Below are 22,449 nucleotides of genomic sequence, written 5' to 3'. Positions count from 1 at the left end.
CAACCATCGAATTCCTCAACGCGCCCTCAACCACCAGACCCCCATCGAGGCCCTGAAAAAATGGCACGCCTCACACCCCAAGCTCTTCACAAAACGTGTGAATGATCTCCCGGGGCTTGACACCTAGGCCCTCAGGGGCCATGTTCAGGCCGGTCCATTCTGTAACTGAACGGTTCAGATTCTTGGGACAGGGTCAACTACAGAAAACAACAGCGCCCGATCTATCGGATTCTTCACCACTCAAGCGCCGAAATCGGCCTCTCTATGCCGAGCTCGGATATCCAAAATCTCTATAGTCAGCCCCGTAGATATCGGTAAGCAAGCCCCTCACTTCGTTACTGAGTATTGACTCAAAATTGAAGGGTGGCCGAGGCCCCTCATTAAATCTCAACTTAAAATCAGGCCGATGCTTCAAATCAAACTCTGATGTAATGAATGAAAAATGTCTCTCGAAGTTTTCAACTCGCCCCACAAAATCAATACAAAAATGTTTCTGATATCCCCGAATTATTTCCGATTGCGAGCACCAATGCGGGTCGACTCGCACCGATGTTTTGCCAGCAAGATTGTCCCGGATAAATCGCAGATATTTGGCAAAGTTCTCAGCATGAGCCTCTAGGCTGTACGTAGATGATTCAATGTGTTCCAGCTTTAAACCATATGCATCTACCAAGTAAGCTCGAATCTTCTGGAAACTATACTTGCTTTTGTGAACGATTTTCTCCGAGAAACATGAGTAGGCTCTTCGCCCGGGTTCTCGAACGAAGCTAAAAATCAAATGCGGTTGACTCAAAACATTCTCAAAGTGCTGAACGACATCCAGCCCAGCATCTTTGGTGCGCAGCAACCCAGAATTGGAATGAATGGCCAATGGGTCATGTGCATATTTGCCGTGTTCTATGAAGTAAAGATGATTTTTGATTGTAGAACAAGCGGACTTTGGTGTGTTCAAATAAATCAAAGGAGCACTCTTCACTCCTACCATTCCCAAGGGCAAAGCTTTGTGTGTGCCACTGACTGAACCTATCGCATGGCTCCGATTAAATTTATCCAAAGCAACTCCTAAAAAACAGATCATTCATTCACTCAATTCCCACTGCCAAAATGGGTTTGTGAAAAATAAGCAGGTTAATGCTATAGAAAGTGTTGGTGAAATTAGATAGCCTCAAAGTTCTCCAGATGAGATGTTGGAACTGGTGGCGCAATCAATGAATTAAGATGAGGTATAAATATGAAATTGGCTTCTTGAAATCCATTACTAAAGGAAGTATGCGCATGAGCATGATCAGGCAATACATTCAAGGGCAACGCATTAAACATAAACTCAAGAAATCAAGAGCTGGGGAAATCTATCGATATCGTGAAATACTCAATCAAATGCCAATTCTAGGTCTTCGGCGATCACGGTATAGCGAGATGCTACCAATTAATAATCAATTTTTCCGAGGTGTGCGTTTTAGGAAAAGATATCTCAATTGCATATGTATTTTTCAAGCAAGGACCTACGCCAGAATAAGCCGAGTATGTAAATGTGAACACAAAAGATGACCCGCCTTGAAGTGGCCCCAACTCATCATTGACAATGTGATCTCGCACAACCTGCGACTCTCGATTGTTGTCTTTGTCTATGAATAGGTTTTTCAACCGAGGGTAGATTAACTAGTCACTAGGTTGTCGGCTTAAGATGGTTGTGTATCCAATGCTAACTTTAGGCCTTTAGTCAATGAGGATTGAGATATTTTGAAATCAACCAAGATAATCGCTCAGCAGGAACTGTGGTAGGTTGAAGTTCGAAATGAGCAATGTGACCGATGAATTCGCAAGGTCTCGAGAAATACTCAACATCATGGCAATTGGGGCGATTGACGTAATCATCCAAGAGTAGGGTAACCGATCTTGTAATGCGGAGCAAAGCAGTTAAAGAGCATGCGGCGCGCAATTTCCCATCAAACGGTATGGCATCTGGATGGGAGAATACTTCGGAACTCCAAACATCCAATGGATACTGATGCCAGTCTTTTGTGCGTGTAGTGCCAACCGGGTAACCCCACGCCTTTGTCGCACCTATATCTCCGTGAATAATTTCAGGGTTGACATGTGCGGGTGTAGCTCAAAGTGGCGATTCATACTATTGAGCCAATCAATATCGCTTTCGATAGAGAATATGAATTTCCCGGGCATCTCTGCGGCGGTGACAGTTAAGCCTCCGGAGTCATACTCCAATATTTTTTGCGCTTCGCCATAATATTCTGACACGGCGGCACCCTCTGCTGCGGGGAGGGTTAACTTTGGGCGTGCTACTTCTTTTAGATGATTCACATCAACCCTCCGCAAGATTTCGTTGATATCATATATATATCTAAATCTATCTTCCTATTAGAGGACGGCGCATCATCGACAGTGAACGCTCATGCATGGATCAGCGGGCGATCTGTCGTGCTCTATTTATATGCTGGACGAGACATTCCAGTCTAAACTTGGATTAAGGTCCTTCGCGACACGAACGGCCTGTGATATCTCTGTATAGTTTGTAATAAATTCCTTTGGGTGCAAATCGATCTGTTTGATGATGGTCGGAGCAAAGCCCAACGCCGGAGCCGCTGAGCCCAAATACCTTGCCAAACCGCCAAGAATCGCTTGATTGTGCAACTCGCGGTAGGCGACTTGAAAGATGGGGAGGCCTAATGCCCTGACTTCTCGACGCATTCGGTCATAAAAGCTGCCCTGCTTATTGCAGTACTGCAGAAATTCATCAGGTGAAAAAGTCCAGTTGGCTACTCGTCGATCACTCGAGTGTCTCAATAGCCACTGTTTTGTTTCAATTGCATTTTGGAGGGATATATAACTTTCAAGCGGATCCCGTGTCAGAAAGACGGCCTTGATATTTTGCTTCTCTAGCCATTCTTGCAAGCCTTCATAAATATGATTATCGAAAAATCTAAATCCAACGATAGGGTTGCCTGAGCTCGCGGCGACTATCTTCTGAAGTATTTTTGATGGATCTTGCCTGCGTTGCTCCATCGATATACCAAGAAATTGCTTGTGTTGTGGGCTCTCGATGAATGCTGGATTAAATAGCTCTCCATAACATCTGATACCCTGGCACTGATTCAAATAATCTTGTAGCAGGTTGGATCCCGTTCGCATCGCCCCTATGATCACAAAGGGATTGCAGGAGCTTGAATTTACGGATTGAAGTGGCTCTGGATTAGACTGCTGCAGTCTGGGGGCGGTCCCTTTAGTCGGGGAAATTTTGTTTCGCTGCAGCAGGTCCATTAAGTTCTTGAAGCCAGAGCCAGAACTCATAAGTGCTTCAGAGGCAATACGATTAAGTCCAGATCTATATAGCTCCGATGAGTCGGAAAATCTATACAGGCCACAGTTCAAATTATCCCCTTCAAGGGGTGTAACCCCAAATTTCTTGCTATCTAGTTCTACTGGCGAGGAATTGAGTTCGATGCATGTGAATGAAGGGAGCCATTTATCTAGCTGCTGAAACGATGTGCCCGGAAATTCTTTGGAAATTCTGGTGTAATTTCCAATTAGATGGTCTTTCCAGCTGGATTGGTTGGGTATTCCAATGAGTGAAGAGCTTGCTCCGACGAGTGCGTTGGAAGATTTTTTTCTCCCCTTGGTTGACTCGCTTTCCAGTAGGAGTTTATTCAGCGCAATGCTCAATTCGTCACCGGCGTATGGTTCTTGCTCCGCTATGAGAAGTGCTGAATTTCCCAAGGTGCTAAGGATCTCAAGTGGAAAGCGATTTGCGACAAGTAAACTGCTATCAGATACTATGATTAAATTTTCAGAAAAGGCTTGAGAAGCTAATAATGCACGATCACTTTGGGTCGCCGCTAATGAAGGGTTGGTGGTAGGAACTCTGATCTCGCAATTCAGAAGCTCAAAACCTTCTATAATCCGATTCGAATAACTTTTTCGAATTGGGTCGAGCAAAAATACATGTATATTGACCTGATCGCCGAAATGATGTCGCCAAGAGGCTGCCTGCAATAGTGCGTGCCACTCTTGGTTTTGCTTAGGCCTAACAGGGAACGCGATAGCAATTGAAATACTGCTTGATTCTTCTTTGGGAAGGCGATTTGGCATGGCAGAATATGTGCTCAATTTAATTTTGGTTGCTGCTTGTCAAATGACGTACTGGATTCCAACCATTCGGTTGAAAGAAGTTTCTTTTGGGCAATGCGCCCTCGGAGATCTGCACAACATGCTTGAGGAGTTGTCTAACGCTCGGGTGAGCCATGGCCTCTTGATGCGCCTTTGGGAATGACTGATTGCATGCTTTGACTGAGGTATCTGAAACATCGTTCCTGTTGAAATTGCGAAAGAAGGTATCGGGGTATCTATTCTTCTTTGATGAGGCGCTTGGTGTGCTTTTTTTGGCCAAAAGGCGGTTTCATCACGGACATTGTGGTTATTCGGCTGAGCGCGAGCGTGGGAAACTTGATACTGCTCCATCATCCGTACGGATGGGCCTTCAGACTTCCATTGAGGGATACTTCTGTCTTCCGAATTAACCCATAATATCTTGACTTTTACTGTTAATTCATTCAGCACTTCAGGGTTGATTTTAAATGGACTATGAGGCATGAATTGACTGAAAATTTCTGGGTGGCGAAAAATCGACTTAATCCATCCTCCTGAGTTTGCGTTGTCGGTGGCTGCCATAGTGAACTTATGATGTGCCAAGTCATCTGACCAGTCCTTATGCCCTGAGGGTCTGAAACATCGCCAGTTGATGGCTATCCCCCCCAAAAATTATTCTCAGCAGTCGGTCGCAGAAGGTTGGTAATTTTCCTTGGCCGTTATGAATAACTAGGAATTCCTCAACGTCGCAAACAAACGCCCAGTCAGCGCTGGAGGTCAATGCGTGCCTGCGAGCGACCTCGAGCTTAAAGGTGGCGGGGAATTGATCTGTTAGATGTCGAGCGGAAATATGGGTGCACCGCCCTGCGGAGGCCGTGGCATCCAGCAATTGCGGTGAATGATATGTACAATCATTCGAGAATACTAGAGTAAGTAAAGCCAACGGGTCGATATCAGAAAATCCACTCAACTAGTTAAGGGTCGTCATCTTTGACTGAGCATACGACTAAACATCTGGTATCACTCATTAAAATATTTCCGGAACAGCGCCACGCCCTTTTTCATAACTGAATATTCATTGCCTTTGACAATGCTAAAGCAACTAAGGTGAATGTCCAACCCCCAATGTCCAAGCCAGCGTTGCAAATGAAAAAATCGCGAATCCAGTCGACGTCATGATGATGCGCGCGATTCGTTCCGAATCTGCCGCATGACGTTCTACCAGAAGGGCCACATTGCTGGCGCTCGGCAGGGCGGCAGCCAGAGTCAGCACTGTCAACTGGTCTGCGGTCAATGGCGCACCCAAGCCCCGAGCCGAGGCCCCCAACAGCAAAATCAACAAAGGGTGCAAGAGGAGTTTGATGGCGACCACGGTCATGACTTGACCGTCTGTGAAAGCGGCCCACCGATCGCGCCATGTGGCGGTGGGCTTGGCTTTGCGCCGCCTCGGGTCGCCCAGCAGGCGGCTGAGTGAGTCCGGAGAAGTCGGCGCAACCCCGCCCACATCAGAAAGCGGCCAGACCGAAGGCATGGTGCTCGCGTCGGGGTCCACCAGCACTGACTCATCGCGGGTGGCGCGTTTGGCCATCGCGATGGCACGTTCACGATGATCTTGAGGTGGCGCGATCGCGGCGGCTTTGGGCTGGCCGGACCGCCAGAGCACTGCGCCAATGGTGAACAGGGCAACAGGGCTTGCAGCGTCGGCCAGCATGTTGACAACCGACAGCATGGGGGTGGGCATGTCGATCTGCAACATGCCCAAAGTGGCCCCGGCGGCGATCGACCAGGGCAAGGGGTTAGAGACAGCGGCCCTCAGGGCTTGCAGCAGCGCTTTCAGTGGCTTTTGGCCACTGCGCTGCCCGGTTTGCGCCAGGGCCAAACAGGCTGAGCTGGTGATCATCATGTCGGCCAAGATGGTGCAGATCACTGGGCCTGCGGCCCCAGCAGTGCGACCAGCAAGGGCACGCCCATGAAGCCGGTGTTGGGGAAGGCGGCCACCAAGGCGCCAAACGCCGCATCCTTCATGCCCACTCGCCGTGACAAGGTCATGGCGATGGTGAAGAACACCACCAAGGTGGCTGCGGTCAGGTAGACGGCCAGCACACTGAGGTTGAGCAATTCCAGCACCGGCGTGTTCATGCCGAAGCGGAACAGCAAGCATGGCAAGGCAAAGAACAGCACAAAGGCGTTCAGCCCGCCGATAGCCGACTCCGGCACGATACGGCGGTGGGCGGCCAAGTAGCCGCACAGCACCAGTGCAAAAAAGGGCAGTGTGGTGAAGAGGATGGACTGCATGCGAGCTGCGAGTATCGCAGCCCGGTGCGCCCATCATTGCAGCGGCTTGTTACTGCATCAGGGCGTCGGCGTCGGCCACGGCCAATCGATGGTCTGGCAGGTGCTCTTCCAGCCAGGTCAGGTCGAGCTTAAGGTAGTCCACCAAGCTGGCTTGACTCTGGAGCAATCCATCCGCAGCCGACAGGCCTGCTTCGCGGGCTTCTGCAATCACGCTGGCCAAGCGCAGGGCGGCACCCAAGCGGCAAAAGGGCTTGACCTCCAGCGGGTCTGCCGCCGCATTGAAGGCCTGCACCAATGCGGTAGGGAAGCGCCAATGGCGGGCCAACTCGGCGCTGATCAGGGGGTGTGAGACGCCCATACGAGCATGTTCCTGACCGATACGGCTGTCCAACTCGGTGCAATGGATAGCAACATCAGCCATGCGCTGAGGCTCGACCAGCAGCATCAGCAACTGGCCGGTGCGCAGCATCAAGCCACCCAGGTAAGCGGTGTCCTCGTCGGCATCCAGCCAGCGAGCGAGGGGTTGTGCATAGGCTGCGACGGCCATGGTCCCGCGCCAAAAAGCCTTGCGATCAAAGCCCGGAATCTCAGGAAAGGCCCCCGCCATGCACGCGGACAAAGTCAGGTCGCGCAGCGTGCGCAGCCCCAACGCGGCGGCAGCATCCGGCAGGGACGCTACGCTGCGGGCAGGGCTGTAGCGCGCCGAGTTCGCCAGACGCAGAACCTTGGCGGACAAAGCCTGGTCGCGGCCGACCAGTGCCGCCAACTCGGTGAGGGACAGATCGTCCCGGTCAAAGGACTGCAGCAGCTTGTGTGACACTTCCGGCATGGCAGGCAAGGCAGTGGCGCGTTCAACAAAGGGGGCGATGGCGGGCATGGACGGCGGCTCCTGAGCAGATGTTGGATGGGTCTGCTCAGTTTCGACGCGCGATGCCTATGCCTTGAGCCAGAGATACGCCCTGTAACCGCTTAATCCTTCACGATGGCGGGGCGTCCAGCTTCGACAACGAAGCGCGCTGCCTGTCGGACCGCACTGTCCGGGGTCAGTGCATCGTCCACCGCCATCAAGCGCGCCTCCAGCCGCTTCTCACTCAGGGTGAAGCCGATATAGCCGCGTGCATCGCCTCGGGCGTACTTCACATGGGGGTTGAGCTTGGCGGCGGCCTCAATGCGGGCCTGCGGCAGAGACAGGCTGCTGATGGAGGTGCCGCAGAACTCGGTGGCCACCACCGGGCTGCGTGGGTCGTGCGCGTGGCGGTGCAGCTCCGTCACATAGTGGGTGTGGACATCGCCACCCAGCACCACCGCGCCAGGTAGCTTGCGCTCGGCCACGGTATCCAGCAGGCGTTGGCGGGCTGGGGCGTAGCCGTCCCAGCCGTCGGTCCAGACCAGGCCGCCGTCGGCGCCTGCCGGGTCGCTCCATGAGAACGGAGCCATCAAGGTTTGCTGCGCCAGCAAGTTCCAAGGGCGCTGGGTGTCCCAGGCCTGCGCCAGCCAGCGCTCTTGCTCGCGGCCTAGCAGGCTGCGCTCTGGCGCGGCCAGTTCAGGGCAGCTCTGGCGCGAGACCGTGTTGGAGCCGCCGCGACCCGGTTTGGGGCAGGCTTGTGCGTCTCGGTACTGGCGGTCGTCCAGCAGCAGGATGCGGGCTAAACGGCCCCAGTTCAGGGCGCCGTAGAGACGGGCCTCTTGGCCGATAGGGCGCATGGCTTTGGGCAGTGGCAAAGCCTCCCAGCAGGCCTGATAGGCCGCAGCGCGCTGCAGCCCAAAGAGCGGCTGCAGGCTTTGGCCCTGCAGGCCTGCATAGTCGTTGTCCACCTCATGGTCGTCCCAGATGAACAACCACGGGCAGGCCGCATGCGCGGCTTGCAGCAAGGGGTCACTCTTGTACTGCTGGTAGCGCTGGCGGTACTGCGCCAAGGTGCTGACCAGGCCACCATCGTGCCGACGCAGGGCATCCGGGCGTGAGCCGTATTCATAGATGTAGTCGCCCAGGAACATCACCAAGTCGGGTTCGTCCAAGACGACTTGCCGCCACGCGGAGTAGTACCCCATATCGTAGCGCTGGCAACTCGCAGTTGCGAACTTCAGCGTGGTGCTGGCGTCGGGCGCTGGCGCCGTGCGGGTGCGGCCCACCATGCTCTGACCGCCCAAGGCTTGGAAGCGATACCAAAACCAACGGTCGGGCGGCAAGCTGCTGGGCTCGGCGTGCACGCTCCAACCCCAAGCGGCTTCGGCCACCTCAAGGCCTTTGGCCAGCACCGTCTTGAACTGCGCATCGGCGGCGATCTCCCAGCGCACCTCGACACGCTCAGGCAGATCTTGCCCCAAGAGCTGGGTCCATAGAACCATGCCGTCGGGCCGGGGGAAGCCACTCGCCACACCCAGCGAGAAGCGCGGCACATCGGCAGCCCGCGCCCACGGGATGAAGCAGGTGGCCAGGGCCGTCAAGCTGTGGGTCAAACAGTCTCGACGCGTGGGCTGGGAATCAGGTTTCATGGGGCGGCCTTTTGCAGCGCAAGTGCGTGATGCTAGCGCTTGATCTGGCGCAAGCCTGCAACAGGCTGGCGTCAGGGTTTGGGGCTCACAATGGTCTGTGGCCCATGCGGCTCAGACTACCCAGATCACCTCAGTGCCCAACGCCTTCAATTTCTCGGCCTCGCCCTTTGATGGCCTCTCCAGCGACGAGCGCCAACTGGTGCGCGACAGCGTGGACATTGCCTACTTTCCAGAAGGTGACACCATTCTGGAGCCCGGTGTGCTGCCGACGCATCTGTTTGTGGTGATCAAGGGTGTGGTGCATCAGTTGGATGGTGATGAGGTCGTGGCCAGCTTTGGCAAAGACGATACCTTTGATGGCCGCTCTCTGGTAGCGGGCAAGGTCAGCAGCCGCTTTGTGGCCAAAGAAGAGGTCTTGGCCTATCAGCTCGCCCGCGATGCGGTGACGGAGTTGATCTCCCGCAACGCCACCTTTGGCGCGCTGCTGTTTGCCGACCTCTCTAACAAGCTGAGTGCACTGTCCAAGCGCTCCAGCCAACACGAGATGCAGTCGCTGGCGATGGCCCGTGTGCAGGAGGCGGCGGTACGGCCCATCACCGAGGTCGACGCTGATCTCGACATCGTGGCCATTGCCCGGGTCTTCAATGATGAGCGCACTGATCGGGTGCTGGTGCGCGACCGCAGCACAGCGCCTGAGCGCCTAGGCATCTTCACGACCACCGGTTTGCATCGGGCCATTCTGCATGGCCGTCCTCTGCATGAGTTGCCCGTGCGTGAGTTGGCCACCTTCAATCTGGTGACGGTGCGTCCAGAGGCTTATCTCTTTGATGCCCAGGCCATGATGATCCGCCACCAAGTGCGGCGGGTGGTGGTGGCGGAGTTGCTCTCTAGTGGCAGCGAGCGCATTTTGGGCACCCTAGATCAGCTCGACTTGCTGAGCTTTCTCTCTAACCATTCTTACCTCATCACGCGCCAGATTCTGGAGGCCAAAGACCTGGCGGAGCTCAAGCCTGCGGCGGGGCAACTGACGCGCTTGATCTCGCTGCTCTATCGCGGTGGCACGCCGGTGCGCTTGATTGCACGTTTGGTGCAAGAGTTGAATGCACAGTTGTTTGATCGGGCTTGGCACTTGATTGCGCCGCCTGAGTTAGTGGCGAACTCCTGCTTGTTCGTGATGGGCAGTGAGGGCCGGGGCGAGCAACTGCTCAAGACCGACCAAGACAATGCGCTGGTGCTGCGTGACGGCTACGCAGCCCCCCCCGACTTGGCCGAGATTTGCGATCGCTTCTCGGCCACGCTGGCGGACTTTGGCTACCCCGAGTGCCCCGGGCGCATCATGGTCAACAACCCGGCTTGGCGCATGCAGGAGTCCGAGTTTTCGCAACTGGTGCGGCGCTGGCTGATGACACCCGATGCCGACGGCTTGATGGCCTTGGCCATCTTCTTTGACGCCCACGCGGTCTGTGGTGATGCCAGCCTGCTGGAGCGCGTGCGCGGTGAAGTCTTCCGCTTGGTGCTGGACAACGATGTCTTGATGGCGCGCTTTGCGGCGGCCATTCACTCCTTTGACCATGCCAACGGCTGGTGGAACCGGCTGCGCTTGCTGGGCGAGGACGACACGCTGTTTGACATCAAGAAGGCCGGGCTGTTCCCCTTGGTGCATGGCGTTCGCAGCCAGGCCTTGGCACATCGGGTGATGGCCACGGGCACCGAAGCCCGCATCGGCGCTTTGGCGGCAGAGCACCGCCTGCCGCCGGACTTGGCCACCTCCATGGTGGACAGCCTGCACCTCTTCATGCGCCTGCGCCTCGATGCCGGCCTGCAGGCTTTGGAGCGCGGTGAGTCCTATCGCGGCATTGCGCTCGATCAGCTCAGCAGCCTGGACCGTGATCTGCTCAAGGATGCACTGGCCGTGGTCAAGCGCTTCAAGAACCTCTTGTCCCAGCGCTTCCGTCTGGACATGCTGTGAGCAGGGGTCAACCATGAGCCCCGTCTCGACCGCGCTTCCTCAAGACCCCGCCTGGTGGCAGCGCCCTTGGGTGCGCCTGCAACGCGAGTGGATGCTCTACCACTTGGGCGATCAGCGCATGCGCTACCTTTACGACGAGCCACCGCTTGACGAATGGGTCTCGGTGGATTGTGAAACCACCGGCCTCAACCCTCACCGCGACGAGATCATTGCCATCGGCGCGGTGCGCATCGTGGGCAACCGGGTGATGACCAGCGACCGCTTGGAGTTGTTGGTGCGGCCCTCCAAAGCCATCTCGGCCGAGGCCACCAAGGTGCACGGCTTGCGCCAGCGTGATGTTCAAGATGGCTTGGAGCCTGATGAAGCCATGCGCCAGCTGCTGACCTTCATCGGCGCGCGTCCCTTGGTGGGCTACTACCTAGAGTTTGATGTGGCGCTGATCAATCGCGCCATCTTCCCCATGCTGGGCGTGCGCTTGCCTCAGCCCAAGGTGGAGATCTCTTCGCTCTACTACGACTGGAAGCAGCGCCAATTGCCCCCGTGGCAGCACGGCGCCAGCATAGACCTGCGCTTGGCCACCTTGATGCAGGACCTGGACTTGCCCACTCGGCGGGCCCACGATGCGCTGAACGACGCCATCATGGCCGGGCTGGCCTTCGTCAAGCTGCGCGCGTTGCTGCGCTGACTGCTTGGGGCAGGGGCCAAGAGCAAGGTCAGTGTGTCTTCAGTTGGGGCCGCTGACCAAGCGAACGCGGTAGCCTATGTCGTGGTGCCAGTACTGAATGCCTCCAAACTGGAAGCCCACGGCCCAGGCGAAATTCGGCTTGTCGACATAGGGTGTCGAGGACCAGTAGTTGGACACGGGTGTGCGTGGAAACGCTAAAGGATCAATGGCGGGATTGAAGCGCGCGTAATCGAGCAGCGTGGCAAGCTCCTTCACGCTGGGGAGTCGCCAGTTTGCGCCGGCGTCTCGAGCAAGCTGCTGCGCACCCAGCCAGCTGGTGCTGATGGAGTTTCCACTGCAGGTGCCTGACCTCCAGGTTTGGCCCTCAGTGCATCTGCGCCAAGTCAAGCCTGTCTGAGCGTCTATGACCTGGCTGCCGTCGGGGCTGAAGCTAAAGCGATCGGCTGCTTGCAGCCCCAGAGAACTCAGCAGAAGGGTGCCACTCAGCGCGTATCTGAAGAGAGGATGGATCATGGTGACACCAGATTTGATCTGACTAAGCGCACATTGAACGCACCGAAGCGCCCGTCGGGGAAGGACAGGCCACCATCCGCCAGAACGTACCAAGCGTCAGCAGTCCGCTCGATATAGGCTGTCGAGGACCAATAAGGGCCTGACATGGAATGAGGGAAGAACTTGGGATCCCAGACCAGCGCCGGAAAGCGTTGGCCATAGTTGGCGATGTCAACCAGCTCTTGAATCGTTGGCAGTCGCCAATCACTGGCGCCGCACAGGTTGATGGCGTTGACTTGATTGACATAGCCCGCAGCATCCGTGCTGCTGCCATAGCCATTCTGATCGGACCTTAGATTGGTGTGTTTCCGCCGTTTGTCGCGAAAGCTGCTGGCGTCATCCAGACGGACTTCCCAGGTCAGCCCTGTCACATTGTCTCGGCTGCAAGCCCATTGATTGGCGCCTGGGCCGAGGGTCGGGTCTGCAGGGCAGGTGCCCGCTCCGGCAGCCTGACCCGAGTGGCAGATCTTGATGAAGCTGAACCCAGCCAGCCCATCTCGTGTATTGCGCTGCGTGGCGTCGCGGCCCACAGCACCATCTTGCTGCTGCTGCGTGCTGCAGTCTTTGGTGAGGACGTTTGAGGCATCAACGCACAGCGCCATGCCGCTATCGTTCAAGGGGGCTGCTGACACCACGGCGCTGCAGCATGCGCAAGACAAGCCTGCAAGCAGACGCTTGATCCACTGTCGATTCATAAGCTAGCGCTGCCTCCATCAAGAATGACTTCCTCGCCTTTGAGCTGCATCGCAGCGATCTCTTCATCGCTGGGGTCTGCATCACTTTCCGGAAGCACACCCGCTAAGGTTTGCAGATATCCACGACAACAGTTGGCAAACTTGACACTGTCGGTCAGCGCCATATCCCCGATCAGTGCCAGCAAATAGGCCGCATCTGGTGCCAAGATGGGGAGATCCGCCTCGCTAGGGCGGTTGTCCGGGAACACGATGCCGAAGTCCTTTGCCAGACGGGCATTGCTCTCAACAGCAGAGTCAATGATGGCTTGGCGCTCAATGCGCCCGAGCGTGTGCTTGAGGGTCGGAAACACGGCGCACTGCTCCAAACGGCGCGCTGCCCGGAAGATGCCATTCGACAGCAAATTGAACTCACCCTCGATGCGCCCCGCGCTCAACATGCACATCGTTAACAGCAATCGCATGTCTGGCGAGTTATTGGCGCGTCGCTCCGCGAGTTCCCCCATGTCCGTAAAGCCAGTCGCCCGCAAAAAAGAGTTCATCAGGCCGTAGGTCTTGACCTCGGTGTTGAACTCCAGAGCTTTGACGTTCAGGCCCACATCTGCAAGCAGAGTCAGAACCCTATGGTAGTCCAGGGCACCCTTGACGCGAGGGTCTTTCCAGAAGTCCGTGATCGCTGGAATGTCTCGGTAATGACTCAGTCGGATGTGTTGGCTGTAGAGGCCTTCCACAAACAAGTCCTGCCGACGAACGTAGGCGATCACATGAACATCAAAGTGAGGGACGAACCGCTTGAAGAAACGAGCCACCGTCGGCTTGGGTGTCCACATCTGCTCTTCGCTGACGAAGAGGTGGGCCGCACCTGACCGCTCGAAATCCAGCATCAAGGCTTTGAACTCTGCATCGGCTTTCTCAATGTCGCCAGAGGTCGATGCTTTGGTGGTGGAGAGATGCTTGTCGTGGGCCTTTGCGCGCTCTGTGCTCGCATAGTGCACGTCGCAGGTTTGCCTCAGGCGATGACGCTGGTCATACAGCGCTTTTTGAATAGAGCTGGATCCAGTCTTGGGCGATCCGATGTGCAGAATGAGACGAGGTTTCATGGGGGGGTTACCTAGAACAGACGGTGATCTGGGAAAGACTCTCTGTCAGATCCTCGAGCAGGCTTCTACTTACACTCAGAGTCGCGAGGTGATGGCATCATTCTGCCATTGGTGTTTTCTGTGGGGAACTATCTGCCCTCCTAGTGGCTGCGATTTTTGGGGGGGCAGCATGCCCCGCCTGTGTTCCGCTCATGCGGTCCATTTACAACGAGCTATCGAGGCTTTACCAGGAGAGAGCAATGAGTGATGTCGCCAAGAAAATTTATGAAATCGTCAGTTCCTATGCCATCAAAAAGTCTCCAGAAGACGTCGCTAATGCCGAGCGTTTTGAGGACTTGGCGTTGGACTCCGTGGGGCTGATGGCGATATTGGATGAAATCGAAGAGGAGTTGGGTGTCAAGCTTGATCAAGACCCCAATATCAACATCACTGTGCCCGAGTTTGTTCAGCTCATCGAGTCGCTAGTTGCTGCCAAAAATGCGTAAGGTCGTGATCACAGGCATTGGCCTGAGAACGCCGATAGGCAACACATTCGCCGATGCGCAGAGTGTTTTTCGCAGTGGCAAGCCGGTCATTCGCTCGGCGATTGGGCCGAAAGGACAGGTGCGGGCCGGGGCCTTTGTCGATGCAGACATCTCCGGTGGTTTCAGCCGCGCCGAAATGGCCTTGCTCGATCCTGTTGCGCAGATGGCTCTGGTTGCGGCCGATGACTGCGTAGCGGACAGCGGCGCTGACTTCAACAGCTTTGATCGGGATAGAGTGGGGGTGTTCGTTGGCACAGGGCAAGGGACCTTGCACACCTCTAGCCAAGAGTTCGGAAACTTAGCCCTGAAGGACAGTGTCAAGGCCTTCTCTGTGCTCAGAGGGTTGGGGAATGGTGCCGGCAACTTCATGGCCATTCGGCACAAGCTCAGAGGTCCTTGCGAAACGACCATGCTCGCTTGCTCTTCAGCCAATACAGCGCTCGGGCACGCGCTGCGCGCCATTCAGTACGGGCATGTCGATGCCGCATTGGCGGGAGGCGTCGAGGCGACATTCTGCGAGGGCTCTTGGCGCGTGTGGGAAGCCATGCGCGTCATGGCGAAAGTTGATCCCGATTCGCCGGAGACATCTTGTCGGCCCTTTTCAGCGGACAGAACGGGTCTGGTGTTGGGGGAGGGCGCTGTGATTTACATGCTTGAAGCAGAAGAGCATGCCCGAGCCCGTGGGGCCAAGATCTATGCAGTGTTGGCTGGGTTCGGAGCTTCGTGCGATGGATCGCATATCTCGCAGCCTGATGCGTCGGGCCAAGTGCTGGCACTCAATGCGTGCCTCAAGGATGCGCAGCTCACGCCATCAGAGGTGGGCTATGTCAATGCGCATGGCACGGCAACACCGACCGGCGACCCTGTCGAAGCTCAAGCTCTGCGTATGGCGTTCGGCTCACATGCCAACGCTCTGATGGTCAGTTCTACAAAGTCCCTGCACGGACACCTCTTGGGTGCGGCTGGTGCGATTGAGCTGCTGGCGGCCATCAGTGCGGTGCGCGATGGACTCATTGCGTCCACTGCAAACCTGCACACACCTGACCCTGCCTGTGACCTAGACTTCGTGCCGCTGCACTCGCGTCAGGCTGATGTCCAGGTGGCTGTTTCGAGCAACTTCGCCTTCGGCGGCTCGAATGCCTGCATTGCCGTCACACGCGCTTGATGTGCCTGGTGGGGTGGGGGTGAGGTGCTGCGTAAGCGTGCGGCGAACCCACCTTGCATCACCGGGGCCAGTCAGGCAGTAGCGTCAGCAGGCTTCCAGCGATGGGGCAGCAGCTCCTCAATGCGGCTGCTGAGCTGCGTGGGCAGGCGGGTCAGCACGTCCTTGAGGTAGGCGTAGGGGTCATGGCCGTTGAGGCGGGCACTGTGGATCAGGCTCATGATGGCGGCCGCTCTTTGGCCCGCGCGCAGTGAGCCCGCAAACAACCAGTTCTTGCGCCCAAGGGCGATGGGACGGATCTGGTTCTCGACCCAGTTGTTGTCGATGGGCAGATCGCCTCTGTCGATGAAGCGCACCAGCGCCTCCCAGCGCTTGAGGCTGTAGTCGATGGCTTTGGCCGTGGCCGTGCCATTGGGGACATTGCTGCGCTGCTGCAGCAACCACTGCTGCAGCGCATCGGCAATGGGCCGGCTGCGTGCCTGACGCAGGGCCTGTCGTTGCGGAGGGTCCAGTGTGGCGGCGTCCCGCTCCACCTCATAGAGCTGTTGGATGATGGCCAGCGCCTGCTCGCCCACGGGGCTTTGGTGGTGGACATGCAACTCATGGAACTTGCGCCGCGCATGCGCCATACAGCCCACCTCGGTCACACCCATCTCAAAGCAGGCCTTGTAGCCTGCGTAGTCATCGGTGACTAAGTGGCCCTGCCAGCCTGCTCGCTCTGGGCTGCTGGGCAGCCCCAGGAAGTCGCGCACATGCTCGCCGCTGCGGCTGGGCGCAAAGCCGAAGATCACCGCCTTGAAGGGATTGAACGCGGTGGTGCAGTAGCTCCACACATAGGCGCGGTGCGTCTTGCCCTTGCCGGGCTTGAGCATCTCCACCGGGGTCTCATCGGCGTGCAGCACGGGCTGCTGGCGCAACTGCTCGGCCAAGGCGTCCACCAAGGGTTGCAGTTGCACACCGCACTCACCCACCCATTGGGCCAGTGTGGAGCGGGCAATGCTGTGGCCAGCACGGCCGAAGATGTGCTCTTGGCGATGCAGCGGCAGGTGGTCTTGGTACTTGGCCACCAGCACCTGGGCCAGCAGGCCAGCGGTTGGTATCCCTTTGTCGATGATGGCTGCGGGCACCGGAGCCTGGACGATGCGCTCGCAGCACTTGCAGACCCACTTGCCGCGCACATGGCGCTCGACGGTGAAGACGCCGGGCACGTAGTCCAGCTTCTCGGCCACGTCCTCGCCCATGCGCTGCATGCTCTGGCCGCAGCCGCAGGTGGTGTCAGCGGGCTCATGGCAAACGTCGCGGCGTGGCAGATGCGCGGGCAGCGGGGCGCGCTTGGGGCGGTCGGAGCTCGGGGTGATACCCGCACTTGGGGGCTGCAGCGCAGCGATCTCGACGGCCACAGCCGCCTGGTCAGCATCAAAGGTCTCTTCGAGCAGGCTGCGCTGCTCGGGGCTGTAGGCTTCGCTCTGGGCCGCAAACTTCAGTCGCTTAAGCAAAGCGTTCTCGTGGGTGAGCTTGTCGATCAAGGTCTGCTTGAAGCGGATCTCGGCCTGCGCGGTGCGCAGCGCTTCCAGCAATTGCTGGGGCGTGAGGTCTTCAAGCAAGGTCTGGTCAGTCACGGGGCTGATCTTGCCCGCATCTCCCCACGCTGCCCATTGGCAGATGCCGCAATTGCCCCACAGTCTGAGTGCAGGTGCTAGAGCACCGTGATGACGCCAGACTCGCCCACGCGTTGCCAGGGCAAGCCCCGCACCAGCGCACCGAGTTGCTCCGAATCCAGAGCTTGGGTGTGGCCCACGCGCGGCCAGATAAAGCGGCCCTGGTGGAGCCGCCGTGCAGCCAGCCAAATGCCCAGACCATCGTGCACCAGCACCTTGAGTCGCGTGGCGGGTCGGTTGGCAAAGGCGTAAGCGGTGTGGGGCCTGGCCGATCCAAAGACCTGCACCACCCGCGCCAGGGCCTTGTCGGGGCCAGCGCGCATGTCCAGGGGCTCCACCGCCAGCCAGATGGCGTCGATACGAATCATCCCAACAGACCCCGCAGCCAGGCCGCACAGTGCGGCGCCTGACTCACGGGCCAAGCCACCTGCACGGTGGTGGCACCCCGCTGCAGCGTGATGCGAATGGGCTCGGGCTGGGCCGCAGCGGCCACCGGCAGCGGCACGAACTCGGCCAAAGCCTGCGGCACGGCCAAGGCCTTCATGGTCGTTCGCAGCGTGCCGCTGCGTGCCTCATCCACCCAGCGCCGCAGCAGGTTGGCATTGAGCCCCCGCGCCAGCGCCACACCAGACAGGGAAGCACCTGGCGCCTGACTGGCCTGCACCGCAGCCAGCTTGAACTCCACGCTGTACGTCCGCCGCCGCCTGACCTTCTCTTGATTCGCTTGCATAAGTGTCCACTTGAGTTAAGTGGACGCGAGGCTCTTACATCCAAGACTCAGGGGCAAGGTGGGTTGGGCGGACGCTTACACACTTCCTTCAGCGTCTCCACGCCAAAGTAGTAGTCGGGGTCGGCCTGGCTGACGTAGATGGTCTTCAGTGTCTTGCCGCTGTCCAGCACTTGGGCAGCAATGCGCAGGGCATCAGCGCGGGTGAAGCCAGCGTCGATGACCATGGCGTCTTTCTCGCCGGTGACCAAGGTGGAGTTGACGTTGAAGCTGTTGCCATCAGCGTTGTAGACCTTGACTTGCAGCGGGGCGGCGGTGGCCGTCAGCGTGGTGGCCAAGAGGGCGGCGGTGGCGATGAGAGAGCGGGTCATGGTGGAGTCCTTTCAAAACCCAAGGTGTTGCGATGGGTTGGACTGTATTGATGATCAATCTAGCGATAAACAGTCATTCGTGCGATAGTTTGTCTACCAAACCGATCTAATTGGATGAGCAGCCAAGCATGGACCGACTGACTGCCCTGCATGTCTTCACCGAGGTGGCCGAGCGCGGCAGCCTGACCCAGGCCGCTGAGGCGCTGGACATGTCGCGCGCCATGGTGTCGCGCTACCTGGAAAGCCTGGAGCACAGCCTGGGTGCTCGCCTGCTGCACCGCACGACGCGCCGTGTCAGCCTCACCGACGCGGGGGCGGACGCCTTGCCGCGCGCCAAGCACATGCTGGCCCAGATGCAAGAGCTGCAGGCCCTGGCCAGCCAGCGCCGCCACACGCCGCAGGGCAAGCTGCGCATGACGGCCAGCACCTCCTTCGCTCAGGCCTTTTTGGCCCAGGTGGTGGCGGACTTTTTGGGGTTGTACCCCGAGACGCAGATCGAGCTGTTGAGCGTGGAGCGCACCGTCAACCTGGTGGAGGAGCGCATCGACTTGGCCGTGCGCATTGGCAACCAGTTGGATGATGGCCTGCTGGCCCGCCGTCTGGGTGTGTGTCGCTCGGTGGTGGTGGCTGCGCCAGCTTATCTCAAGCGTTACGGTTCGCCCAGCCAGCCTGAAGACCTGCGCCAACACCGCTGCCTGACCCACGCCTTTGTGGGCCGCACCGAGTTCACCCTGCACCGTGCTGGCCAGACCCTCAAAGTGCCGGTCAGCGGCCCGCTGCAAAGCAACGAAGCCGCTGTCACCCGCGCTGCCGCCTTGGCCGGTGCGGGCGTCGCCCTGCTGCCCACCTATTTTGTGGGCGCAGACCTGGCCAACGGCAGCCTGCAGCATCTGCTGCCCGACTGGGAGCCCGAGCCCTTGGCCATCCATGCGGTGTTTCTGAGCCGCCAGCACCAGCCGCTCTTGCTGCGCACGCTGTTGGACCACCTGGCCCAGCGCTTTGGCGACGGTGAGATGCCCTGGGATGCCCCGCTCAAGCCCGCTGCCCAGCGCAGCCGCCGCAGGCCGCGCCGCAGCAGCGACAATCTCGCCCCATGAAAGCGATCCGTTTACGTGAAGGAAAAGAGCGTTCCCTCTTGCGCCGCCACCCTTGGGTGTTTGCGGGCAGTGTGGAAAAGGGCAAAGCCGACGCCGGTGAAACCGTGCGGGTGGAGAGCCATGACGGCCGGTTTTTGGCTTGGGCGTCGTTCAGCCCCAGCTCGCAGATCCGCGTGCGGGCATGGAGCTTTGACGAGGCCGAGCGCATTGACGCCGCCTTCTTCCAGCGCCGCGTGCAAGCGGCCGTGGCCATGCGCGAGCGGCTGGCCATCCAGAGCAATGGCGTGCGCCTCGTCCACGGCGAGGCCGACGGCCTGCCGGGGCTGATCGTTGACCGCTACGACGACATCCTCAGCGCGCAGTTCCTCTCCGCCGGGACCGAGCGCTGGAAGGACGTGCTGGCGGATGCGCTGCTGGCCGCCACCGGCTGCACGCGCCTCTATGAGCGCAGTGATTCGGGCGTGCGCCAACTCGAAGGCCTGGAGCCCGCCAAGGGCTGGCTGCGTGGTGGCGGCGACACCACCATCACGCTGCGCGAGCACAGCATTCAGCTGACGGTGGATGTGGAAGAGGGCCACAAGACCGGCTACTACCTGGACCAGCGCGAGAACCGCGCGCTCTTTGCCCGCATGGTGCGCCAGTTTGGGCTCAAAAGCGTGCTGAACTGCTACAGCTACACGGGCGGCTTCAGCGTAGCGGCACTGGCCGGCGGCGCTACCGAGGTGGTGAGTGTTGATTCATCGGCCCCGGCCCTGGCCCGCGCCTCGGCGCATGTCACGCTCAACGGCTTTGACCCTGCCCACCACACCGCCTTGGATGCCGATGTGAACGGCACGCTGCGCCAGATGCTCAAAGACGGCCGCAGCTTTGACGCCATCATCCTGGACCCGCCCAAGTTCGCCCCCAGCGCGGCCCATGCCGACCGCGCCAGCCGCGCCTACAAAGACATCAACCGCCTGGGCCTGAAGCTGCTCAAACCGGGCGGCCTGCTGCTGACGTTCAGTTGCTCCGGCGGCATTGGCGCCGAGCTGTTCCACAAGATCGTGGCCGGTGCGGGCATGGACGCGGAGGTGGACGCCTACCTGCTGCAGCGCCTGGAAGCGTCGAGCGACCATCCCACCACGATCTGCTTCCCTGAAGGCGAGTATCTGAAGGGCTTGGTGTTGCTGAAGCGCTGACGGATCGCCATGTTCAAGGTGTTGATCGTCGACGACGATGCCGAGATCGGCACCTTGCTGTGTGCGGCTTTGGCACGCCATGGCTTGCAGGCTGAGCACTTGTTGGACGGCCAAGGCCTGCTCAAACGCTTGGCGCGGGGGGATGTGGATGTGCTCATCCTTGATCGCATGCTGCCTGGCGAAGACGGCCTGAGCCTGTGCGGCGCGGTACGCCAACGCCACACCCTGCCCATCTTGATGCTGACGGCCCTGGGCGACCCGGTCGATCGCGTGGTGGGCTTGTATGGCGGGGCCGACGACTACGTGGTCAAACCCTTTGACGTGGCCGAATTGGTGGCCCGGGTAAAAGTGCTGATGCGGCGCCAGCGCGCGGGCAGCGGCCCAGCGGCTGAGCATTTGCACTTTGCGGGCTGGACCTTGGCCGTCGCCCAGCGCGAACTGCGGCGGGCTGATGGGCTGCTGGTGCCGCTGTCGGGGGCAGAATTTCGGCTGCTGCTGGCCTTGTTGCAAGACAAAGGCAAGGTGGTCGGCCGAGCCGAGTTGCAAGCCCAGGCCCAGCCCCGCAGTGTGGCCCACGAGCGCAGCATAGACCTGCTGGTCAGCCGCCTGCGCCACAAGCTGCAAGACGACGAAGGCCGCCTCATTCGCACCGTGCGTGGCCTGGGCTATCAAATGGATGCGTCATGACATTTTTCACCCGTGGGCAGACGGTGTTTGGCCGCTTGGTCCTGCTGATGCTGGGCCTGCTGTTGGCCAGCCATGGCCTGACCTTTTTGCTCATCGACCTGAGCCTGGACCAAGCTGCCCACAGCCCACCGCCCCCACCGCACTGGGTGTGGGCGGGCCTGCTGGCGCAGGCGCTGGCGGCGGCTGGGGCAGTGTGGGTGGGCAGCCGGGTGCTGGCGCGCCCGTTTGAGCGCTTGGCCCAGGCAGCGGCCAGCATGCAAGCCGACCAAACGCTGATGCCGTTGCCCCTGGAGGGCCCCACCGAGGCGCGCCGAGCTGCCGAGCTGTTCAATGCCATGCAGGCCCGCATCAGCCAGCAAGTGCAGCAGCGCCAGGCCTTGCTGGCCGGCATTGCCCACGACCTGCGCGGCCCGCTGACCCGAATGCAACTGCGCCTGGACCAGCCCGCTGAAGAGGTCGACCTGGCCCTGTTGCGCCGCGACAGTCGCGAGATGGCGGCGCTGCTGGAGCAATCGCTGAGCCTGCTGAGCGGCGGAGTGGCGGCCGAAGCCTGCCAGTGGCTGGACCTGCGCGCCCTGGGCGACACCTTGGTGGACGACCTCTCCGAGCAGCACGCTTTACCCCCAGAGCGGCTGAGCTGCCACGGTGAAGTCCCACCCATTTGGGCGCGGCCCGTGGCCTTGCGGCGGGCTTTGTCTAACCTGCTTGATAACGCCGTGCGCCATGGCGGCGGTGGCGAGCTGTGCCTGGCCCATGAAGGCAGCGTGTGGCGCATCGAAGTTTCTGACCGCGGACCCGGCCTGGCGGCAGAGTTGCTTGAGCAAGTCTTGCGACCCTATGTGCAGGCGCCAGAGGCGGCACGGGGCGGCTGGGGCCTGGGCCTGGCTGTGGCGCACCAAGTGGCCCAGGCCCATGGCGGCACGCTTAGCCTGCACGCGCGCGAAGGCGGCGGCCTGACGGTGCGCATGACACTGCCCAGCCAAGTGTGTCCAGATTGATGTAATTCAGACAGCAAGGGTTCACCCGGCGGGCAGACCATGGCGGCATTGCCTGACTGCTCCAAGGAGAACCCCGTGAACCCAACTATTTATCGTCGAGGTGTGATCATGAATTTGTGGGCCGCCCTAGGCTTGGCCATTTTGGTGGGCTGCGGAG

General features: G+C 59.0%; 22 protein-coding genes and 1 pseudogene. 8 read left to right on the top strand and 15 right to left on the bottom strand.

Annotation, left to right across the window (positions count from 1 at the left end):
- Positions 1 to 262 precede the first annotated feature (262 nt).
- The 8 genes from ACIQ3Q_RS16970 to ACIQ3Q_RS16935 all read right to left on the bottom strand — a co-directional run bounded on the left by ACIQ3Q_RS16970 (position 263) and on the right by ACIQ3Q_RS16935 (position 8,892).
- Positions 263 to 1,078, bottom strand: a complete 816-nt coding sequence (locus tag ACIQ3Q_RS16970) for a sulfotransferase family 2 domain-containing protein (protein WP_396270366.1) — start codon at positions 1,076 to 1,078, stop codon at positions 263 to 265.
- A gap of 1,367 nt (positions 1,079 to 2,445) precedes the next feature.
- Positions 2,446 to 4,104, bottom strand: coding sequence for a hypothetical protein (locus ACIQ3Q_RS16965; protein ID WP_396270365.1), 1,659 nt, complete (start codon positions 4,102 to 4,104; stop codon positions 2,446 to 2,448).
- Positions 4,105 to 4,143: 39 nt separating this feature from the next.
- On the bottom strand, positions 4,144 to 4,683 hold the full coding sequence (locus tag ACIQ3Q_RS16960; RefSeq protein ID WP_396270364.1) for a hypothetical protein: 540 nt from the start codon (positions 4,681 to 4,683) through the stop codon (positions 4,144 to 4,146).
- Between the two features lie 37 nt (positions 4,684 to 4,720).
- On the bottom strand, positions 4,721 to 5,044 hold the full coding sequence (locus ACIQ3Q_RS16955; RefSeq protein WP_396270367.1) for a glycosyltransferase family 2 protein: 324 nt from the start codon (positions 5,042 to 5,044) through the stop codon (positions 4,721 to 4,723).
- A gap of 159 nt (positions 5,045 to 5,203) precedes the next feature.
- Positions 5,204 to 6,001, bottom strand: a complete 798-nt coding sequence (locus tag ACIQ3Q_RS16950; RefSeq protein WP_396270363.1) for a hypothetical protein — start codon at positions 5,999 to 6,001, stop codon at positions 5,204 to 5,206.
- Positions 6,002 to 6,024: 23 nt separating this feature from the next.
- The gene (locus ACIQ3Q_RS16945; RefSeq protein WP_396270362.1) at positions 6,025 to 6,396 is read right to left on the bottom strand and encodes an AEC family transporter; all 372 of its coding nucleotides are present in this window, start codon (positions 6,394 to 6,396) and stop codon (positions 6,025 to 6,027) included.
- A 49-nt stretch (positions 6,397 to 6,445) separates the two neighbouring features.
- Complete coding sequence (locus ACIQ3Q_RS16940; protein ID WP_396270361.1) at positions 6,446 to 7,273, bottom strand: HDOD domain-containing protein; 828 nt, start codon at positions 7,271 to 7,273, stop codon at positions 6,446 to 6,448.
- A gap of 92 nt (positions 7,274 to 7,365) precedes the next feature.
- On the bottom strand, positions 7,366 to 8,892 hold the full coding sequence (locus ACIQ3Q_RS16935; RefSeq protein WP_396270360.1) for an alkaline phosphatase D family protein: 1,527 nt from the start codon (positions 8,890 to 8,892) through the stop codon (positions 7,366 to 7,368).
- Between the two features lie 133 nt (positions 8,893 to 9,025).
- Between ACIQ3Q_RS16935 and ACIQ3Q_RS16930 the strand changes: the two genes are divergently transcribed.
- Both ACIQ3Q_RS16930 and ACIQ3Q_RS16925 read left to right on the top strand, forming a co-directional pair.
- Positions 9,026 to 10,861 (top strand): DUF294 nucleotidyltransferase-like domain-containing protein, encoded by a 1,836-nt coding sequence (locus ACIQ3Q_RS16930; protein ID WP_396270359.1) that lies wholly within the window; start codon positions 9,026 to 9,028, stop codon positions 10,859 to 10,861.
- 13 nt (positions 10,862 to 10,874) lie between these two features.
- Positions 10,875 to 11,546, top strand: a complete 672-nt coding sequence (locus ACIQ3Q_RS16925; protein WP_396270358.1) for a 3'-5' exonuclease — start codon at positions 10,875 to 10,877, stop codon at positions 11,544 to 11,546.
- Positions 11,547 to 11,585: 39 nt separating this feature from the next.
- Here ACIQ3Q_RS16925 and ACIQ3Q_RS16920 read toward each other — a convergent pair whose 3' ends face one another.
- The 3 genes from ACIQ3Q_RS16920 to ACIQ3Q_RS16910 are packed head-to-tail and all read right to left on the bottom strand — an operon-like array spanning position 11,586 to position 13,677.
- Entirely contained in the window at positions 11,586 to 12,059 is a 474-nt protein-coding gene (locus tag ACIQ3Q_RS16920; RefSeq protein ID WP_396270357.1) for a DUF1566 domain-containing protein, read from the bottom strand.
- Positions 12,056 to 12,730 (bottom strand): DUF1566 domain-containing protein, encoded by a 675-nt coding sequence (locus tag ACIQ3Q_RS16915; RefSeq protein WP_396270356.1) that lies wholly within the window; start codon positions 12,728 to 12,730, stop codon positions 12,056 to 12,058. Before ACIQ3Q_RS16915 ends, ACIQ3Q_RS16920 begins: the two co-directional genes overlap by 4 nt.
- A gap of 59 nt (positions 12,731 to 12,789) precedes the next feature.
- Positions 12,790 to 13,677, bottom strand: a complete 888-nt coding sequence (locus tag ACIQ3Q_RS16910; protein ID WP_396270355.1) for a hypothetical protein — start codon at positions 13,675 to 13,677, stop codon at positions 12,790 to 12,792.
- A gap of 452 nt (positions 13,678 to 14,129) precedes the next feature.
- Here ACIQ3Q_RS16910 and ACIQ3Q_RS16905 point away from each other — a divergent pair, with 452 nt between their 5' ends.
- Together ACIQ3Q_RS16905 and ACIQ3Q_RS16900 are read left to right on the top strand one after the other, a co-directional pair.
- A complete protein-coding gene (locus ACIQ3Q_RS16905; protein ID WP_396270354.1) occupies positions 14,130 to 14,375 on the top strand; it encodes an acyl carrier protein in 246 nt (81 codons plus the stop codon).
- Between the two features lie 4 nt (positions 14,376 to 14,379).
- Positions 14,380 to 15,579, top strand: coding sequence for a beta-ketoacyl-[acyl-carrier-protein] synthase family protein (locus tag ACIQ3Q_RS16900; RefSeq protein WP_396270353.1), 1,200 nt, complete (start codon positions 14,380 to 14,382; stop codon positions 15,577 to 15,579).
- Between the two features lie 71 nt (positions 15,580 to 15,650).
- Here ACIQ3Q_RS16900 and tnpC read toward each other — a convergent pair whose 3' ends face one another.
- The 4 genes and pseudogenes from tnpC to ACIQ3Q_RS16880 form a co-directional block, all read right to left on the bottom strand.
- Complete coding sequence (tnpC, locus tag ACIQ3Q_RS16895; protein ID WP_396270352.1) at positions 15,651 to 17,195, bottom strand: IS66 family transposase; 1,545 nt, start codon at positions 17,193 to 17,195, stop codon at positions 15,651 to 15,653.
- A gap of 77 nt (positions 17,196 to 17,272) precedes the next feature.
- A complete protein-coding gene (gene tnpB / locus ACIQ3Q_RS16890) occupies positions 17,273 to 17,602 on the bottom strand; it encodes an IS66 family insertion sequence element accessory protein TnpB (protein ID WP_396270351.1) in 330 nt (109 codons plus the stop codon).
- Positions 17,599 to 17,964 carry a transposase gene (locus ACIQ3Q_RS16885; protein ID WP_396270350.1) on the bottom strand — a complete coding sequence of 122 codons (366 nt, stop codon included), beginning with the start codon at positions 17,962 to 17,964 and terminating at the stop codon, positions 17,599 to 17,601. The genes tnpB and ACIQ3Q_RS16885 overlap by 4 nt, the downstream gene beginning before the upstream one ends.
- Positions 17,965 to 18,044: 80 nt before the next feature.
- Positions 18,045 to 18,332: pseudogene (locus tag ACIQ3Q_RS16880) on the bottom strand (MBL fold metallo-hydrolase); the annotation flags it as partial.
- A gap of 128 nt (positions 18,333 to 18,460) precedes the next feature.
- On the opposite strand from ACIQ3Q_RS16880, the gene ACIQ3Q_RS16875 reads away from it, so the two are divergent.
- The 4 genes from ACIQ3Q_RS16875 to ACIQ3Q_RS16860 are packed head-to-tail and all read left to right on the top strand — an operon-like array spanning position 18,461 to position 22,292.
- A complete protein-coding gene (locus tag ACIQ3Q_RS16875) occupies positions 18,461 to 19,429 on the top strand; it encodes a LysR family transcriptional regulator (protein WP_396270349.1) in 969 nt (322 codons plus the stop codon).
- A complete protein-coding gene (locus tag ACIQ3Q_RS16870; RefSeq protein ID WP_396270348.1) occupies positions 19,426 to 20,607 on the top strand; it encodes a class I SAM-dependent rRNA methyltransferase in 1,182 nt (393 codons plus the stop codon). Before ACIQ3Q_RS16875 ends, ACIQ3Q_RS16870 begins: the two co-directional genes overlap by 4 nt.
- A 9-nt stretch (positions 20,608 to 20,616) precedes the next feature.
- On the top strand, positions 20,617 to 21,294 hold the full coding sequence (locus ACIQ3Q_RS16865) for a response regulator transcription factor (RefSeq protein WP_396270347.1): 678 nt from the start codon (positions 20,617 to 20,619) through the stop codon (positions 21,292 to 21,294).
- Positions 21,291 to 22,292 carry a sensor histidine kinase gene (locus tag ACIQ3Q_RS16860; protein ID WP_396270346.1) on the top strand — a complete coding sequence of 334 codons (1,002 nt, stop codon included), beginning with the start codon at positions 21,291 to 21,293 and terminating at the stop codon, positions 22,290 to 22,292. Before ACIQ3Q_RS16865 ends, ACIQ3Q_RS16860 begins: the two co-directional genes overlap by 4 nt.
- The last annotated feature ends 157 nt before the right edge of the window (positions 22,293 to 22,449 follow it).

This window comes from Ideonella sp. (assembly GCF_044358605.1).
GTDB lineage: Bacteria > Pseudomonadota > Gammaproteobacteria > Burkholderiales > Burkholderiaceae_C > Ideonella.
This window is presented reverse-complemented; position numbering and strand designations above follow the sequence as displayed.